The sequence below is a fragment of the Labrenzia sp. 5N genome, assembly GCF_012395805.1.
Lineage (GTDB): Bacteria > Pseudomonadota > Alphaproteobacteria > Rhizobiales > Stappiaceae > Roseibium > Roseibium algicola.
The window spans coordinates 61,548-75,150 of the sequence record NZ_JAAZTM010000004.1; the positions used below are offsets into that span (position 1 = coordinate 61,548).

General features: G+C 59.7%; 14 protein-coding genes. 7 read left to right on the forward strand and 7 right to left on the reverse strand.

Annotated features, from left to right (window positions below; all coding sequences use genetic code 11):
- The first annotated feature begins 32 nt into the window (after positions 1–32).
- The gene (locus tag HEP89_RS03360; protein ID WP_168691325.1) at positions 33–662 is read left to right on the forward strand and encodes a hypothetical protein; all 630 of its coding nucleotides are present in this window, start codon (positions 33–35) and stop codon (positions 660–662) included.
- Between the two features lie 73 nt (positions 663–735).
- Here HEP89_RS03360 and HEP89_RS03365 read toward each other — a convergent pair whose 3' ends face one another.
- The 3 genes from HEP89_RS03365 to HEP89_RS03375 are packed head-to-tail and all read right to left on the reverse strand — an operon-like array spanning position 736 to position 3,837.
- Positions 736–1,095 (reverse strand): DUF4870 domain-containing protein, encoded by a 360-nt coding sequence (locus HEP89_RS03365; protein ID WP_023002100.1) that lies wholly within the window; start codon positions 1,093–1,095, stop codon positions 736–738.
- Between the two features lie 44 nt (positions 1,096–1,139).
- A complete protein-coding gene (gene glcE / locus HEP89_RS03370; protein WP_209014431.1) occupies positions 1,140–2,318 on the reverse strand; it encodes a glycolate oxidase subunit GlcE in 1,179 nt (392 codons plus the stop codon).
- 22 nt (positions 2,319–2,340) lie between these two features.
- Positions 2,341–3,837: an FAD-linked oxidase C-terminal domain-containing protein gene (locus HEP89_RS03375; RefSeq protein ID WP_031269770.1), complete on the reverse strand. Its 1,497-nt coding sequence runs from the start codon at positions 3,835–3,837 to the stop codon at positions 2,341–2,343.
- A gap of 155 nt (positions 3,838–3,992) precedes the next feature.
- On the opposite strand from HEP89_RS03375, the gene HEP89_RS03380 reads away from it, so the two are divergent.
- Positions 3,993–4,937, forward strand: a complete 945-nt coding sequence (locus tag HEP89_RS03380; RefSeq protein ID WP_168691327.1) for a LysR family transcriptional regulator — start codon at positions 3,993–3,995, stop codon at positions 4,935–4,937.
- Between the two features lie 140 nt (positions 4,938–5,077).
- Positions 5,078–5,473 (forward strand): cytochrome c family protein, encoded by a 396-nt coding sequence (locus HEP89_RS03385; protein WP_168691328.1) that lies wholly within the window; start codon positions 5,078–5,080, stop codon positions 5,471–5,473.
- Between the two features lie 143 nt (positions 5,474–5,616).
- Here HEP89_RS03385 and HEP89_RS03390 read toward each other — a convergent pair whose 3' ends face one another.
- The gene (locus HEP89_RS03390; RefSeq protein ID WP_168691663.1) at positions 5,617–6,072 is read right to left on the reverse strand and encodes a DUF2267 domain-containing protein; all 456 of its coding nucleotides are present in this window, start codon (positions 6,070–6,072) and stop codon (positions 5,617–5,619) included.
- 52 nt (positions 6,073–6,124) lie between these two features.
- Positions 6,125–7,483 (reverse strand): DHA2 family efflux MFS transporter permease subunit, encoded by a 1,359-nt coding sequence (locus HEP89_RS03395; RefSeq protein WP_168691329.1) that lies wholly within the window; start codon positions 7,481–7,483, stop codon positions 6,125–6,127.
- An 80-nt stretch (positions 7,484–7,563) separates the two neighbouring features.
- Here HEP89_RS03395 and HEP89_RS03400 point away from each other — a divergent pair, with 80 nt between their 5' ends.
- Positions 7,564–8,172 (forward strand): TetR family transcriptional regulator C-terminal domain-containing protein, encoded by a 609-nt coding sequence (locus HEP89_RS03400; protein WP_197923133.1) that lies wholly within the window; start codon positions 7,564–7,566, stop codon positions 8,170–8,172.
- A gap of 80 nt (positions 8,173–8,252) precedes the next feature.
- Here HEP89_RS03400 and HEP89_RS03405 read toward each other — a convergent pair whose 3' ends face one another.
- A complete protein-coding gene (locus HEP89_RS03405) occupies positions 8,253–9,551 on the reverse strand; it encodes a DUF3422 domain-containing protein (protein WP_152504617.1) in 1,299 nt (432 codons plus the stop codon).
- Positions 9,552–9,690: 139 nt separating this feature from the next.
- On the opposite strand from HEP89_RS03405, the gene HEP89_RS03410 reads away from it, so the two are divergent.
- Complete coding sequence (locus HEP89_RS03410) at positions 9,691–10,515, forward strand: FadR/GntR family transcriptional regulator (protein WP_286201021.1); 825 nt, start codon at positions 9,691–9,693, stop codon at positions 10,513–10,515.
- Positions 10,516–10,532: 17 nt separating this feature from the next.
- The gene (locus HEP89_RS03415; protein WP_023002107.1) at positions 10,533–11,669 is read left to right on the forward strand and encodes an alpha-hydroxy acid oxidase; all 1,137 of its coding nucleotides are present in this window, start codon (positions 10,533–10,535) and stop codon (positions 11,667–11,669) included.
- A gap of 4 nt (positions 11,670–11,673) precedes the next feature.
- Here the strand turns inward: HEP89_RS03415 and HEP89_RS03420 are convergent, their stop codons facing one another.
- Positions 11,674–12,474 carry a helix-turn-helix transcriptional regulator gene (locus HEP89_RS03420; RefSeq protein WP_168691330.1) on the reverse strand — a complete coding sequence of 267 codons (801 nt, stop codon included), beginning with the start codon at positions 12,472–12,474 and terminating at the stop codon, positions 11,674–11,676.
- Between the two features lie 129 nt (positions 12,475–12,603).
- Here HEP89_RS03420 and HEP89_RS03425 point away from each other — a divergent pair, with 129 nt between their 5' ends.
- Complete coding sequence (locus tag HEP89_RS03425) at positions 12,604–13,581, forward strand: threonine dehydratase (RefSeq protein ID WP_168691331.1); 978 nt, start codon at positions 12,604–12,606, stop codon at positions 13,579–13,581.
- Positions 13,582–13,603 lie beyond the last annotated feature (22 nt).

Here is a 13,603-nt window from a genome sequence, read left to right on the forward strand (position 1 = left end):
GCGCAAGAAATGCCAACCAAGGAATTGATTTGATGATTAAGACGATTTCAAAAACTGCCGTTCTGACCGCTGTTCTCGCCAGTGTCGCAACCGGAGCCATGGCCAAGGACTGGATCGAGAAAGTGGAAGTCAAGCGCGACGGCATCGACGTCATTCCCGTCGAGGTGAAGGCCAACACCTACAATTACACCAAGATCAAGTCCGGCAATCACCGGTTCATGCTGCGCCTGTCGGCAAAGGCGACGAATGGCGAGCGGATTGTTGCGATGAAGGTGGGTTCCTTCAAGAACGTGCTTTACTTCGAAGGGGACGGCAACCTTTGGAGCAAGAGCTTCCAGAACCGCGACGTCGGCGCGGGCACGAAGCGCTCGGTTTCCATTTCCTACACGCCGGTTATCCCGATGGCCAAGGTCAAGTGGCAGGGCTGGGATCCGGTCCAGGCCTGCTCGCTCAACCTGGACAAGGTTCTTAAAAGCGGCATGAAGAAGTCGGTCGCACTCAGCAAGACCTGGACGGTGTCCGCCAAGGCCTATTTCGAGCTGGACGCTGTCGCAGCGAAGAAGAACAAGGCCGAAAAGAACAAGTGGTCGTTCAAGAACACCACGCATCAGCGCGATGGTTATGGTTACGACGTGACGGTGAAGTGCCTGCCGGCGCAATGACGTTCGCCGCACCGGCAGCCTGGTAAAGGTTCATGGCCCGTGCCGCGCCTTGCGGACGGGCCTTGCCCTCTTGTCAGAACATCCAGGTTTCCGGGTTGGGCACAGGCTCGTTACGGCCTGCAAGCTGAAGCCCCTTGATGCAGCGGACGATCATCCAGATCAGTACGGCAATCAGCATCAGGAAGCCGATCAGGATCAGGGTCAAAAGGCCACTGACGATGCCGAACAGGAGCCCGATCCAGAAAGTGCGGATCTGATAGGTGTAGTGACTATCAACCCAGGCCGAGCCCTTGCCCCGATTGAGATAGGCAAAGATGACACCGACAATGGCGGTGAACGGCACGATGATATTTGCCAGATAAAGAATATAGATGAGCGTGGCGTTCTTGCCGCCTGGCTCCATGTAGCCTGAAACGTCGGACTGTTGATCCATGAAGGCACTCCGTTGGAAATGCGTGTGACAATTATGGCCTCACACTACACACCACTGACCATTTTTCCAGGATTTAGAATGCCTTTCGGGTCGAACTGTTCCTTCAGGCGGCGAGACAGTGCCGCGAGCGGAGCAGGCTGCGGGTGAAACACCGGCACATTGGACCGCTGGGACGCATCGGCCCGCACAAGTGTTGCGTGACCGCCGCCGACGGCATCGATCGCAGCCCTGATTTCCGCCTCATGCAGGCTGCCATCCAGACACGACAGCCAGACAAGGCCGCCGCTCCAGTCGTAATAGGCCTGAAGCTCGAATGTCTCCCTCAGGCTGGCAACCAGTTGCGGCCCCGCAGTCGGGGCAACGGAAAGCCGCCAGACCGGGGTTTCACCACCGGCGTAGGGTTTGACATCCCGGATCGTCTGCCAGAGAGCACCAGTTTCCGCCGCCTCCAGTCTCGACGGCGTGCCATAGGTGCCAAGCAACGCCTGCAGGGTCTTGAAGCGGTAATCCACCGAGGTCGAGAATCCTTCCAGGCGCAATACGGTTGAGCTGCTGCCGCCGTTCACCCCCGCAGGCAAATGGGCCGCGCCGGACACTTCCGCCGACGATCCCATGGCCTGGCACAATGCCTTGATGCCATCGTCGTCATCGAGCCCGGAAAGCACGAATGTTGCAGAGGTTTCCGGCTTGGGATTGACCTTCAGCGTCACGGTCGTTGCAACGGCAAGCGTGCCATATGCGCCGCACAGAGCCCGCGGCAGGTCATATCCGGTGACGTTCTTGACCACCTTGCCGCCGGAATTGAAGATCTCGCCGCGCCCGGACACCGCCTCCATGCCCAGCACGTGATCGCGAGCAGCCCCGGCCTTGATCCGGCGGGGGCCGGAAAGGTTGGCTGCAAGCACGCCCCCGATTGTCCCCTGTGCCGGCGTGACGCCCAGGAGCGGGCCGAAGTCCATCGGCTCGAACGAAAGCTCCTGACCGTTGTCATCGACCAGCTTTTCCACTTCGGCAATTGGCGTACCCGCCTTGACCGTCAGCACCAGTTCCGCAGGTTCATAGCTCTCGACCCCGGTCAAACCCGACAGGTCCAGCACATGAGCGGCCTGCACAGGGCGTCCGAGCGTTCGTTTCGAGCCCTGACCGATGATTTCCAGCGGCTGGTCTTCGGCAGCGGCCCAGGCCACCACCTTTTCCACGTCGCTGGTGTTTCGCGGTTTCATTGTCGCGTCCATGCCCCTACCCTCAGAACCGCGGAATATCTGGAAAGGGCAACTGGCCCTTGTGTACATGCATCTTGCCAAGCTCGGCGCAGCGGTGCAGCACCGGAAAAACCTTGCCCGGATTGAGAAGATGCTTCTGATCGAAAGCGCATTTGACCCGTTGCTGCTGCTTCAGGTCCGCTTCGGAGAACATGTCTGTCATCAGGTCGCGTTTTTCGATGCCGACACCGTGCTCGCCGGTCAGAACGCCGCCAACCTCAACGCAAAGCCGAAGAATATCGGCTCCAAAGGCTTCCGCCGCATCGAGTTCACCCGGCTTGTTGGCGTCGTAAAGGATGAGCGGGTGCAGGTTGCCATCACCGGCGTGAAAGACATTGGCAACGCCCAACCCGTGTTTTTCGGCCAGCTCCCGCATGCGGGCCAGCACCTTCGGCAGTTCGCGGCGCGGGATGGTGCCGTCCATGCACAGGTAATCCGGGGAAATGCGGCCCACCGCCGGGAACGCGGCCTTGCGGCCGGCCCAGAAGGTCATGCGCTCTTCCTCGCTTTCGGAAATGCGCACGTGGCTGGCCTGGTTGGCCCTGGCGATTTCCTCGACACGGCCGATCAGGTAATCGACCTCGCGCTCCGGCCCATCCAGTTCCACGATCAGCAAGGCCTCGACATCACGCGGATAACCAGCGTTGACGAAATCCTCCGCCGCGTGGATGGCGGGCTTGTCCATCATCTCCATTCCGCCTGGAATGATGCCGGCGGCGATAATATCGGCCACACAGCGCCCCCCGTCCTCGCTGGTCGGAAAGCCGATCAGGAGCGCCCGCGCCGTTTCAGGCTTTTGCAGGATCCGCACGGTGACTTCGGTGACGACGCCGAGCAGGCCTTCCGAACCGGTCATCAACGCCAGCAGGTCATATCCCTCGCTGTCCAGATGCTTGCCGCCGAGGCGAATGACCTCGCCTGTGACAAGCACCATTTCAAGGCCAAGAACGTTGTTGGTGGTCAGGCCGTATTTCAGGCAGTGCACACCACCGGAGTTCTCCGCGATGTTGCCACCGATGGAACAGGCGATTTGCGACGAGGGATCCGGCGCGTAGTAGAAGCCCTCGTGCTCGACCGCACGTGTAATGCCCAGATTGGTGACACCCGGCTGAACGACAACGGCCCGGTTGTCATAGTCGATATCGAGCACGCGGTTGAACTTCATCATTGACAGCAGAACGCCGTCTTCCAGAGGCAGCGCGCCGCCGGAAAGCGACGTGCCCGCCCCGCGTGGCACGACCTTCACGTCATTGTCATGACAGTATTTCAGAACCTTCGATACCTGCTCGACCGTTTCCGGCAGGACGACGATCAGTGGCAGCTGGCGATAAGCCGTCAGCGCATCGGTCTCATAGGCGCGCATCTCGCGTTCGTCATGGATCACCCCTTCTCCGGGCACAATCGCCTGAAGCGCGCTCAGGATTTCCTGGCGGCGGGCCAATACGGCCTGATCTGGCGCGGGCATCGCAATGGCGGTCACGAAATGAACTCCTTCTACTTTTTAATACGTTGATCCAGTTGAATTGGTCCTACGTAACATGAGATGGCAGTGAATTACCCTTGCTTAAGTGTGGCAAGGTTCGCGCCCGAGGAAAACGACCGGCAAATACTAATTGTCTTTCTGAGAGATTGAAAATGAGCAATCTGACCGACATGGAGATTTTCGCAAGGGTGGTAAGCGCCGGCAGCATGTCGGCAGCCGGCCGCGAAATGAGCCTGTCGCCCGCAGTCGTCTCCAAACGCATCCGGCGTCTGGAAGAAAAACTCGGTACCAGACTGCTGCAACGAACCACTCGCCAGATTGCCATGACCGAGGCCGGACAGGGCTTTTACGAGCGCGTTGTGGCCATTCTTGCCTCCGTGGAAGAAGCCGAATCATTTGTCTCGCGCGGCTCGGCCAAGGCACGCGGCAACCTGAAGGTGGCCGTTCCGACGTCCTTCGGACGGCTTCACATTGCTCCGCACCTTGGCAAGTTCCTGGCTGAAAACACCGATCTTTCGGTCAATCTCGATCTGTCCGACGATTTTGTCGACATCGTCGGTGACGGCTACGACCTTGCCATCCGCATTGCGGAGCTCTCCGATTCCAGCCTCGTCGCGCGGCGCCTGGCACCGGTTCACCGCGTCCTGTGCGCAAGCCCGACCTATCTCGAAAAATACGGCACTCCGGACAGCATCGAGGATCTTGTCGCAAACCATGTGACCATTGCCGCAACCAACCAGGACCCGTGGCGGCTCGCCGGTCCGGACGGGATCGAGACCGTCCGCACGCAGGCGCCGGTCAAGACCAACTCCAACGAGGTCGTGCGCGAATGCCTGTTGGCCGGCGTCGGCGTTGCGCTTCGATCAACCTGGGACGTCGGTCCGGAGTTGCGTGAAGGCAAACTGCAAATTCTCCTGCCCGAGTACCGGGCCTCCAAGGATGTCGGGCTTTATGCCGTTTACCCCAGCCGCCAGTTTCTGCCGGCCAAGGTGCGTGTCTTTATCGACTTCCTCGCCGGACTCTATGGCTCATCCCCCTATTGGGATCACGGGCTTGAGGACTGGTTACGCCTGCCGAGCAACGCCCGCGCAGGCTGACCTTCCACCCGGACGCCAAACGATCCCAGTCGGTGATCGCGGGTTGGCATGCGGGATGCGACGGTCCGTCACTTGCATCAAGGCCTGACATCCTGTTCTGTTGACGGGGGTTTTAAACACCCAAACCGAGGGAGATATACATGCAGCGACTGCTGATGATCGCCGGAACCGCGCTTCTGGCCCTGACCGTTCAGGCAAGCGCCGAAGGCGACCCTGCCAAGGGTGAGAAAGTATTCAAGAAATGCGCCGCGTGCCATGCGGTTGGACCCGAAGCCAAAAACAAGGTCGGTCCGGAACTGAACGGCATTGTCGGCCGGGCATGGGGCGCGGTTGACGGCTACAAGTATTCCGCCAACCTGCTCGAATTGGCCGATGGCAAGGTGTGGGACGAGGAGACGCTTGACGTTTACCTGACCAAGCCGAAGGATCTGATTCCGAAAGGCAAGATGGCTTTTGCCGGCCTGAAGAAGGAAGATGACCGCGCCAACGTGATCGCCTATTTGAACCAGTACAACGAAGACGGTACGAGCAAGTAAGCACTGCTTGCGCGTCACATTGACGGCCGCCACTGGCTGCCAGACCAATCAATTGGCCCGCCAGGGAACCCTGGCGGGCCAATTGATTTTTCAGCAACTGTTGGCAATCGTTTCCAAGGTGGCGTCTGACAATCGGCCCGTGCTCAGAAGATGCGTTGTTGCAGCTCCGCAGGATCGGCGACATCCACGTGCCAGTATTCTCGAGCCGCAAGGGGCAAAGCTTCAAGAACCCGGTCGAGATCCCGTTGATCGACATGCCGCCTAAGGGCCCATGCGGTTGCTTCAATGGCATTGTCCGGCGTGAGGTTATGGTGCTTTCGAACCTGCTGCGCCTCCCTGGACATTACTTCTCTGCTTGAGAATGGCACAGGCTTTCGGGTCACGTCCCATTCCCTAATGAAGATCGCGCAAAGAACAGAAGGCAGAGCGCCGGCGAAAGCCAAACCTTGTTCAACCGTGAGCCGCCGCCTGAATACCTGAAAGACTGCATCGACCGCCGTGTAGGTGGAATTGTCGGATACAAGATCCATTCGCTGCTTTGCGTCCGACAAAAAGGAGCCGAAGTCTCTGGAAGCGTATCGATAAGTCCATGGGATCATTGTGTTGGGTCCTGAGAAAGTCTTTTCAGGGGATAGCAAGCGTCCACTGGTCTTACGTCCTGCCGGCAGGCCTGAGCCAGAAAGACGTCAATACCGGCCCCGCTGCAAGCAAGATCAGTAGCGGGAAGGCCAGTGCACCGTTCTGTGTTGTTCCACCCTGTTCGATCACCAGCACCATGGCAGTCGCTCCCAAGGCGCCGCCAACGCGTTGCATCACATTAACCAGCGTTGCGGCATCTCCGGTTTCCGTTTCCTGCACCACGGTGAACGCCGCTGTCATCGCAGGCATTTGAGCCAATGCAAGACCGATACCTCGCAGGCACAACAAGGCCGCAATCGGAGTTGCTGCCCATATCGGCCAGACGCCGAAAGGCAACGTGCCAAGCAACAGGAGCACGGCCCCCGAACCGGAGACCTCGGCAGGTCTGTATCGGTCCGTCAGGTATCCGGCGAACGGCAGTGCAATCGCGGCTCCGAGCCCCATCACCAGCAACATCCCGCCTGTTTCGATATCTCCAAAGTTCAGCTCTAACTGCAGATAGATTGGAAACAGCAGGAGTCCGGAATACATTGCAGCTCCCGTAAGGCCTGCCGTGGCGGCGGCTCCGGCAAAACCGGGACGACTGAACAGTGCAAGATTGATGAGAGGCGCGTCCACATGGCGAAAGTGCCGTAGTGCCCAGTTCAGAAATGCGCCGCCAAGAAAAACGCTGACCAGTGCCTGCCAATTGATATTGGCGGTGCTGATTTCGGCAAGCCCGAACAGCACCAGCGGAAAACCCACGGCACACAGAAGCAACCCCTTGGCGTCCAGCCTGCTTGACGGCTTTCCATCACCAGCCGGGACAAGATATCTACCGGCGACAATTGCCACGGCCCCGATCGGTACGTTCATCCAGAACAAACCGCGCCACGAAACCGTTTCGATCAGAACACCGCCCACCCCAGGCCCAAGGGCTGGTCCCAAGGCCACCGCAAATCCGACGGTCCCCATCAGACGGCCCAATTGCCGGCGCTTTGAAACACTTGCCAGCACCGCTTGGCCTGAAGGCACCATTATCCCGGCGGCAAGCCCTTGCAGTCCGCGCGCGAGGCTCAGCATCAAAGACGTTTCGGAAAGTGCGCACAACGCAGATGCCGCAACAAATCCTGTCATGCTCATTTGCCAAACGCGGCCGTGCCCAAACCGCCTGCACAGCCAACCCGTCATCGGCATCGAAACGGCCAGAGCGATCAGATAGCCGGTCACCACCCACTGCACGTCCCCCAAAGACGTTCTGAAATTTTCCTGGAGCGGGAGAAGCGCAAGGTTTGCCACGGAGGTATCGAGCATGGCCATGAAAGCTCCAGCCCCGGTCACAGTTGCAACGGCCCAAAGTCTCGGTGGTATGCGCGATATTTCGGGTTTCATGACGATAACAATGGACCCTTCCGAATTTTTTATGGTACACTTGTATCATAAAAAATTTCATCGCTCCAGAGACAGAGCCCATGCCGCGAACCGTTGACCATGACGAACGCAAATCGATGATCTTGACGGCCTTTGTCGAAGTTGCTCTGGCGAAAGGACTGCATGCCGTCTCGCTTCGCGATGTCGCGTCAGCCGCAGGCGTTTCCTTGCGGCTGGTGCAGTATTATTTCGAAACCAAATCCGGCTTGATGCAGGCTGGGCTCAGCTTTCTGGAGGCCCAAAGCAATATGCGCTGGACTGCGCGGCTCGACGGCCACTCGGACCAGACTTCGCCACGCGCGGCGTTGCTGACACTGTTTGAAGAAGCGATGCCAACAGACCGGAAAAGCCGTGAATTCCATCTTCTATGGATGTCTTACACAGTCCTTGCGCTGACCAGTGACGAAATTTCCGGTCGTGCGTTCATCGACAGTCCGAACAAGCTGAAGGGGCGCATTTCAGAAATAGTGAAACAGGGGATTGGAACCGGTGACTTTCGTTCCGAATTGGATGCAGAAGCCGAAGCGGCAATCCTTATCGGGCTGATACATGGCTTGGGAACAGCTGTCCTGATTGGCCAACAGTCCGGGGAAACAGCCTTGTCCCACTTGTCACACTATCTCGATCGGCTCGCACCAAATGGGAGATAGTCCAGGGAAACGGTCCTCGCCTCGAAATTAATCGGGTCGATCTTTCCGCACCAGCTTCCTGGTACATTGTCTTGACGGTTTCAATGCTCACCGTGTTGCTGACGGATGCGCTTGACGGTCCACCAGATCACCAGCACGACCAGTGGCACGGATATGCCGGTCATCAGGTTGGAGTCAGGCAGAGGCAAGCCGGTTTCCTTGGCGGCTTTCGCCAGATAGGAAATCAGGCCGACAACGTAGTAGCTCACCGCGGCAACGGACAGGCCTTCGACGGTCTGCTGCAGGCGGAGTTGCAGATGGGCACGCCGGTTCATGGATTCCAGCAGCGAACGGTTCTGCTCTTCCAGTTCGACGTCGACCCGCGTGCGCAGGAGCGTGGTTGCCCGCGCCAGTTTGCGCGAGAGCATCGCCTGACGGTCTTCGATCGCCTGGCAGGTGCGCATGGCCGGGGCAAGCCGGCGGACGAGGAAGGACGCCATTGAAAGTTCGCCGGGGGCAGCCTCTTCACGCAAGGTTTCCAGCCGTGCCCGGACGATCTGGTCATATGCGCGGCTCGCGCCGAACCGAAACGTGCTGGCGGTTGCCCCCGCTTCCAGCGCGGCGGCAAGGCCGCTCAGTTTGTCCAGAAGCTCCTGGTTGGCGCCGAGCGCGGAGGTCTCCTGCATCTGGCCGGTCAGTTCCGCAAGCTCGATCTCGAAACGCCTGATATCCGGCTGAAGTCTGGTTGCCTCGAACAGGCCCAGCATGGCCAGCGTTCGATAGGTCTCAACCTCGAGAAGCCGCTGGACAACGGCGCCGGACTGAACGTCGCTCAAGGTCCGGTTGCAGACCAGGAGCCGTGTAAGACCATCGCCATCCTGCCGGAAGTCGGTCGCGACCATGGCAGCGCCGTCTTCAAGGTTGGAAACCGTCAGGCTGGCTTCATCGAACTGGCTTCGCCATTCCTTGCCTTCATCACCGCCGCGCAATTCCAACCGGACGGCGACCAGCAGATCGCCGGGCGCCCGAAACGCAGCGCCAAAGGGGTGCTTGATCGGCACCTGCCCGAAAATCGTTTGTTCGTGGGCGCCACCATCCCAGGTGTAGGTGGTGAATTCCGCGTGCTGTTCCCAGCTCAGGGTGCCGCCGCCGAAATTGACGGTGTGATGACGGGCTCCGGGCGCAGGACCGTGGCCACCGCGGGAAATGCAGAACTCTGACAGCCAGGCATGATCTCTGGCGGCTTCCTCAGCATCTGTCAGGAAAGCGTAGTGGAGCACCGTCCGCGGACAGGGCAGCGGACGAAACGGCCGCGCATGAACCTCCCCCAACACCTTTTCCCGCAAGGGAGATGTGCGAAAGGCAGGAAAGGTGGACCCGTTTTCTGATCCCTGATCCAAGGAGTAACCCCGACTTTGGAAATGTTCTGTCAATTCTACATTCCGCTAAGGCACCGCCGAAACCAATCCGCATTTTTGCCGCAGCAGACAATTGGGTTTCCGGAGAGACATTTCAGCAACAAATAATTGGACAAAAAAATTGACCGATTTTGAAAGCGGCGCTATTTTCCGCGCCAACAATTGGAACGGGAGCGGCATGTTTCAGCCGGTCGATCATCAGAAAACGGCAAATGCCGTGGTGGAGCAGATCGAAGATCTGATCCTGAAGGGCGTGCTGCAGTCCGGCGACAGGCTGCCAGCCGAGCGCGACCTTGCCGACCAGATGAATGTCTCCCGTCCCGTGCTTCGCGATGCCTTGAAGACGCTTGAGGACCGCGAGCTGATTTCGTCGCGCCGGGGTGGCGGCACCTATGTTGCCGAGCTGATCGGCCCGATCTTTTCGGAAGCAGTGGTCCAGCTGATTGCCCGGCACCCGGGCGCGGTAAACGACTATTTCGAATTCCGGCGGGGCATCGAGAGCCAGGCGGCAGCCCTTGCAGCCGCACGGGCCGCCCCATCCGACCTTGCCCGGCTGCAGGACATTGTCCGCCAGATGCAGGAAGCGCATGACAGCGAGGACCTGCCTGCCGAAAGCCGGCTGGACGTTGCCTTTCATCACGCGGTTGGCGAAGCGGCCCACAATGTGGTGATGCTGCACACTCTCAGGTCCTGTTACCGGCTTCTGGAAAACGGCGTCTTCTACAATCGCGGGCGCCTTTACCACCACCCGTCGGCACGGGTCGAGCTGCTGCAGCAGCACAAGGCCATTGCCGACGCCATTCAGACCGGGGATGCCGACCGCGCGAGGCAGGCCTCGGAAAACCATATCGACTATGTGCGCGGCACCCTTGCCGAAACGAAGGATCTGGACCGGCGCGAGCAGCTGGCCGGCCTGAGACGGACCCGAAAACCGGCTCGCGCGTGAGCCTCAGGAGGAATTCGATGACTGTTGTGACCGATGTTGCCGACATGCAGGCCCTGGCCCGGCGCCGGGTACCGAAGATGTTTTACGACTATGCGGATACCGGTTCCTGGACGCAGAGCACCTACCGCGAGAACGAAGCGGCGCTGCAGCGCCAGAAGCTGCGCCAGCGCGTGGCCTGCAACATAGACAACCGCTCGGTCAAGACCACCATGATCGGCCAGGACGTAACGATGCCGGTTGCCCTTGCCCCTGTCGGCCTGACCGGGATGCAGCGCGCCGACGGTGAAATTCTCGCGGCCCAGGCCGCAGAAGAATTCGGTGTCCCTTTCACCCTGTCCACCATGAGCGTCTGCTCGATCGAGGATGTCGCCGAGAACACCAAGAACCCGTTCTGGTTCCAGCTCTATGTCATGCGCGACAGGGGCTTTTCGGAAAACCTGATGCAGCGTGCAACGGCTGCCGGCTGTTCGGCACTCGTTCTGACGCTTGATCTTCAGGTTCTGGGCCAGCGGCACAAGGATCTGAAAAACGGCCTGTCCACGCCGCCGAAGCCCAAACCGCACGTTCTGCTGGATCTTGCGTTCAAGCCGCGCTGGTGCTGGCACATGCTGCAGACCAAGCGGCGCCAGTTCGGCAACATCCATGGCCACGTGTCCGGTGTTGGCGACATGACCTCGCTTGCCGAATGGACCAACAGCCAGTTCGACCCGACCCTCGACTGGTCCTCGGTGGAATGGGTGAAGTCCCACTGGAAGCGCAAACTCATTCTCAAGGGCATCAACGATGTGGAGGATGCGAAGATCGCGGCGGACGTTGGGGCCGATGCGATCGTCGTCTCCAACCATGGCGGCCGTCAGCTTGACGGAGCTCTTGCGTCCTATGAGGTGCTTCAGGACATCGTCGATGCGGTCGGCGACAAGATCGAAGTGCATTTCGACAGCGGCATCCGGTCCGGCCAGGATGTCTTCAAGGCCGTCGCAATGGGAGCCAAGAGCACCTACATCGGCCGCGCCTTCATCTATGGTCTCGGCGCCATGGGCAAGGAAGGGGTCTCGAAGGTGCTGCAAATGATGCACAAGGAACTGGACGTCACCATGGGCCTTTGCGGCGAAACCGACATCAAAAAGGTCGGCCGCCACAACCTGGTGCTCTGACGGGTCACCGATCCGGGCGCGCGAACTTGGAGGGACTGACCCCGAGGCGCGTCCGGAAACTCGCCGTCATGTGGCTTTGCGAGGAAAAGCCCGACCTGAGAGCGATTTCCGAAAGCGGCTTGCCGGTGGAAACGATGAGCGCCCGGGCGCGCTGCAGCCGTCGGCTGACGATATAGTCGTAGGGCGACTGCCCACAGTAAGCCGAGAAGGCACGGCTCAGGAAACTGGCCGAAACGCCGATTTCCTGCGCCAGAACGGCAACGGACAGATTTGACCCGAGATCGGCCTCGATCCTGTCCGCCACTTTCCGAAACCGGTTGCCTGTCATCCATCTGGCAGCCTTGCCAGGGCGCTGCGGCTTCAGCCCCGCCTCTGCAAGTGCGTTGATGCATGCTTCGGTGTCCAGATGATCCAGAGGCGTATCGGACAACATCCACTTGCGCAGTCTGCCTGCGGCCATGGAAGCAGATTTCGACAGGATGTTGGTGCGGTAACCCCCTTCCGTCAGACGGATTTCGCGACCGCTGACCAGAAGATATTCACCGCCCATTTCTGACCGTGAGCGGATGTCGCAGCCGCTGGGTGTCAAAGCCAGTGTATTGGGCAAGCGAACGAAATCTTCCCGCCTGTCCGAAGCGATGGCATGGCTGCCCGATTGACAGTCAAACGCAAAGCCGATGGAGCCCGTATCTGCCACGAAACCGACATCGTAACCGGCGGCCGGCAAAAGGCGGAGCCCATATCCGGCGACCTCCCGGTGGATGGGCACAGATCCAGACTGGGTATGAACAGTGTCCGTTTGCATGGCGCGCAAACCTGACGCAGGAACAGGGGCCGCGCAAGTCCGAATAGGTTCAGGATCCTGAAAGACAGTGCGGACCACGCGGATATACTCGCGGCCGACCAACACCAGAAACCGGACCTGACCACGCCCATGACCGCTCTCTTCACCCTGGACGACCTTGAAGCCGCTTTTCCGATCGTGCGCCAGCTTGTGCCGGAAACGCCAAGTTATGCCTGGCCACTCCTGAAGGAGCGGTTCGGCCTGGAAATCGTGGTCAAACACGAGAACCACACCCCGATCGGCGCCTTCAAGGCGCGCAGCTCCATCGTCTACATCCAGAAACATATCGAAGAACACGGCCGCCCCAGCGGCGTCGTTACGGCCACCCGCGGAAACCACGGCCAGTCCATGGCGCTGGCCGCCCGAACACTTGGCCTGCCCGCCACCATCGTGGTGCCGGAAGGAAATGCGGAGGGCAAGAACCGGGCGATGAAGGCCTTTAGTGCTGATCTCGTGATCGACGGTCGCGACTTCGACATTTCCCGGCGCACTGCCGAGCGGCTGTCCCGTGAAAGCGGTTTCCTGATGGTGCCGAGCTTTCACAGGAACATCGTCCTTGGCGTTGCGACCTACGCGCTGGAATTTTTCAGGGCGCATGACGATCTCGACGTGGTTTATGTCCCCGTTGGCATGGGCTCCGGCGCCTGCGGACTGATCACGGTGCGCGACCTTCTGGGGCTTAAAACCGAGATCGTTCCTGTCGTTACGGAAAACGCCCCCGCCTACCGCCTGTCCGTCGAGGCGGGAAAAATCGTGACCACGGAAACCGCAGCCACTTTCGCCGACGGCATGGCCTGCCGGGAGCCGGTACAGGCGGCGCTTGATATCCTGCAGACCGGCTCCAACCGGATCGCAACGGTTACGGATGACGAAATCGCTGCCGCCATCCGCGTCCTGTTTGCAGATACGCATAATCTTGCCGAAGGTGCCGGTGCTGCCGCCCTCGCCGCATTGATGCAGGATGCGCCGAAGCTTCAAGGCAGGAAGGCCGGTATCATTCTGTCAGGAGGCAACCTGGACGAAACGGCAATGCAGACAGTTCTGACCGGCGGAACGCCGGTGGTCTGAATACCGGGATGATAATATCCCG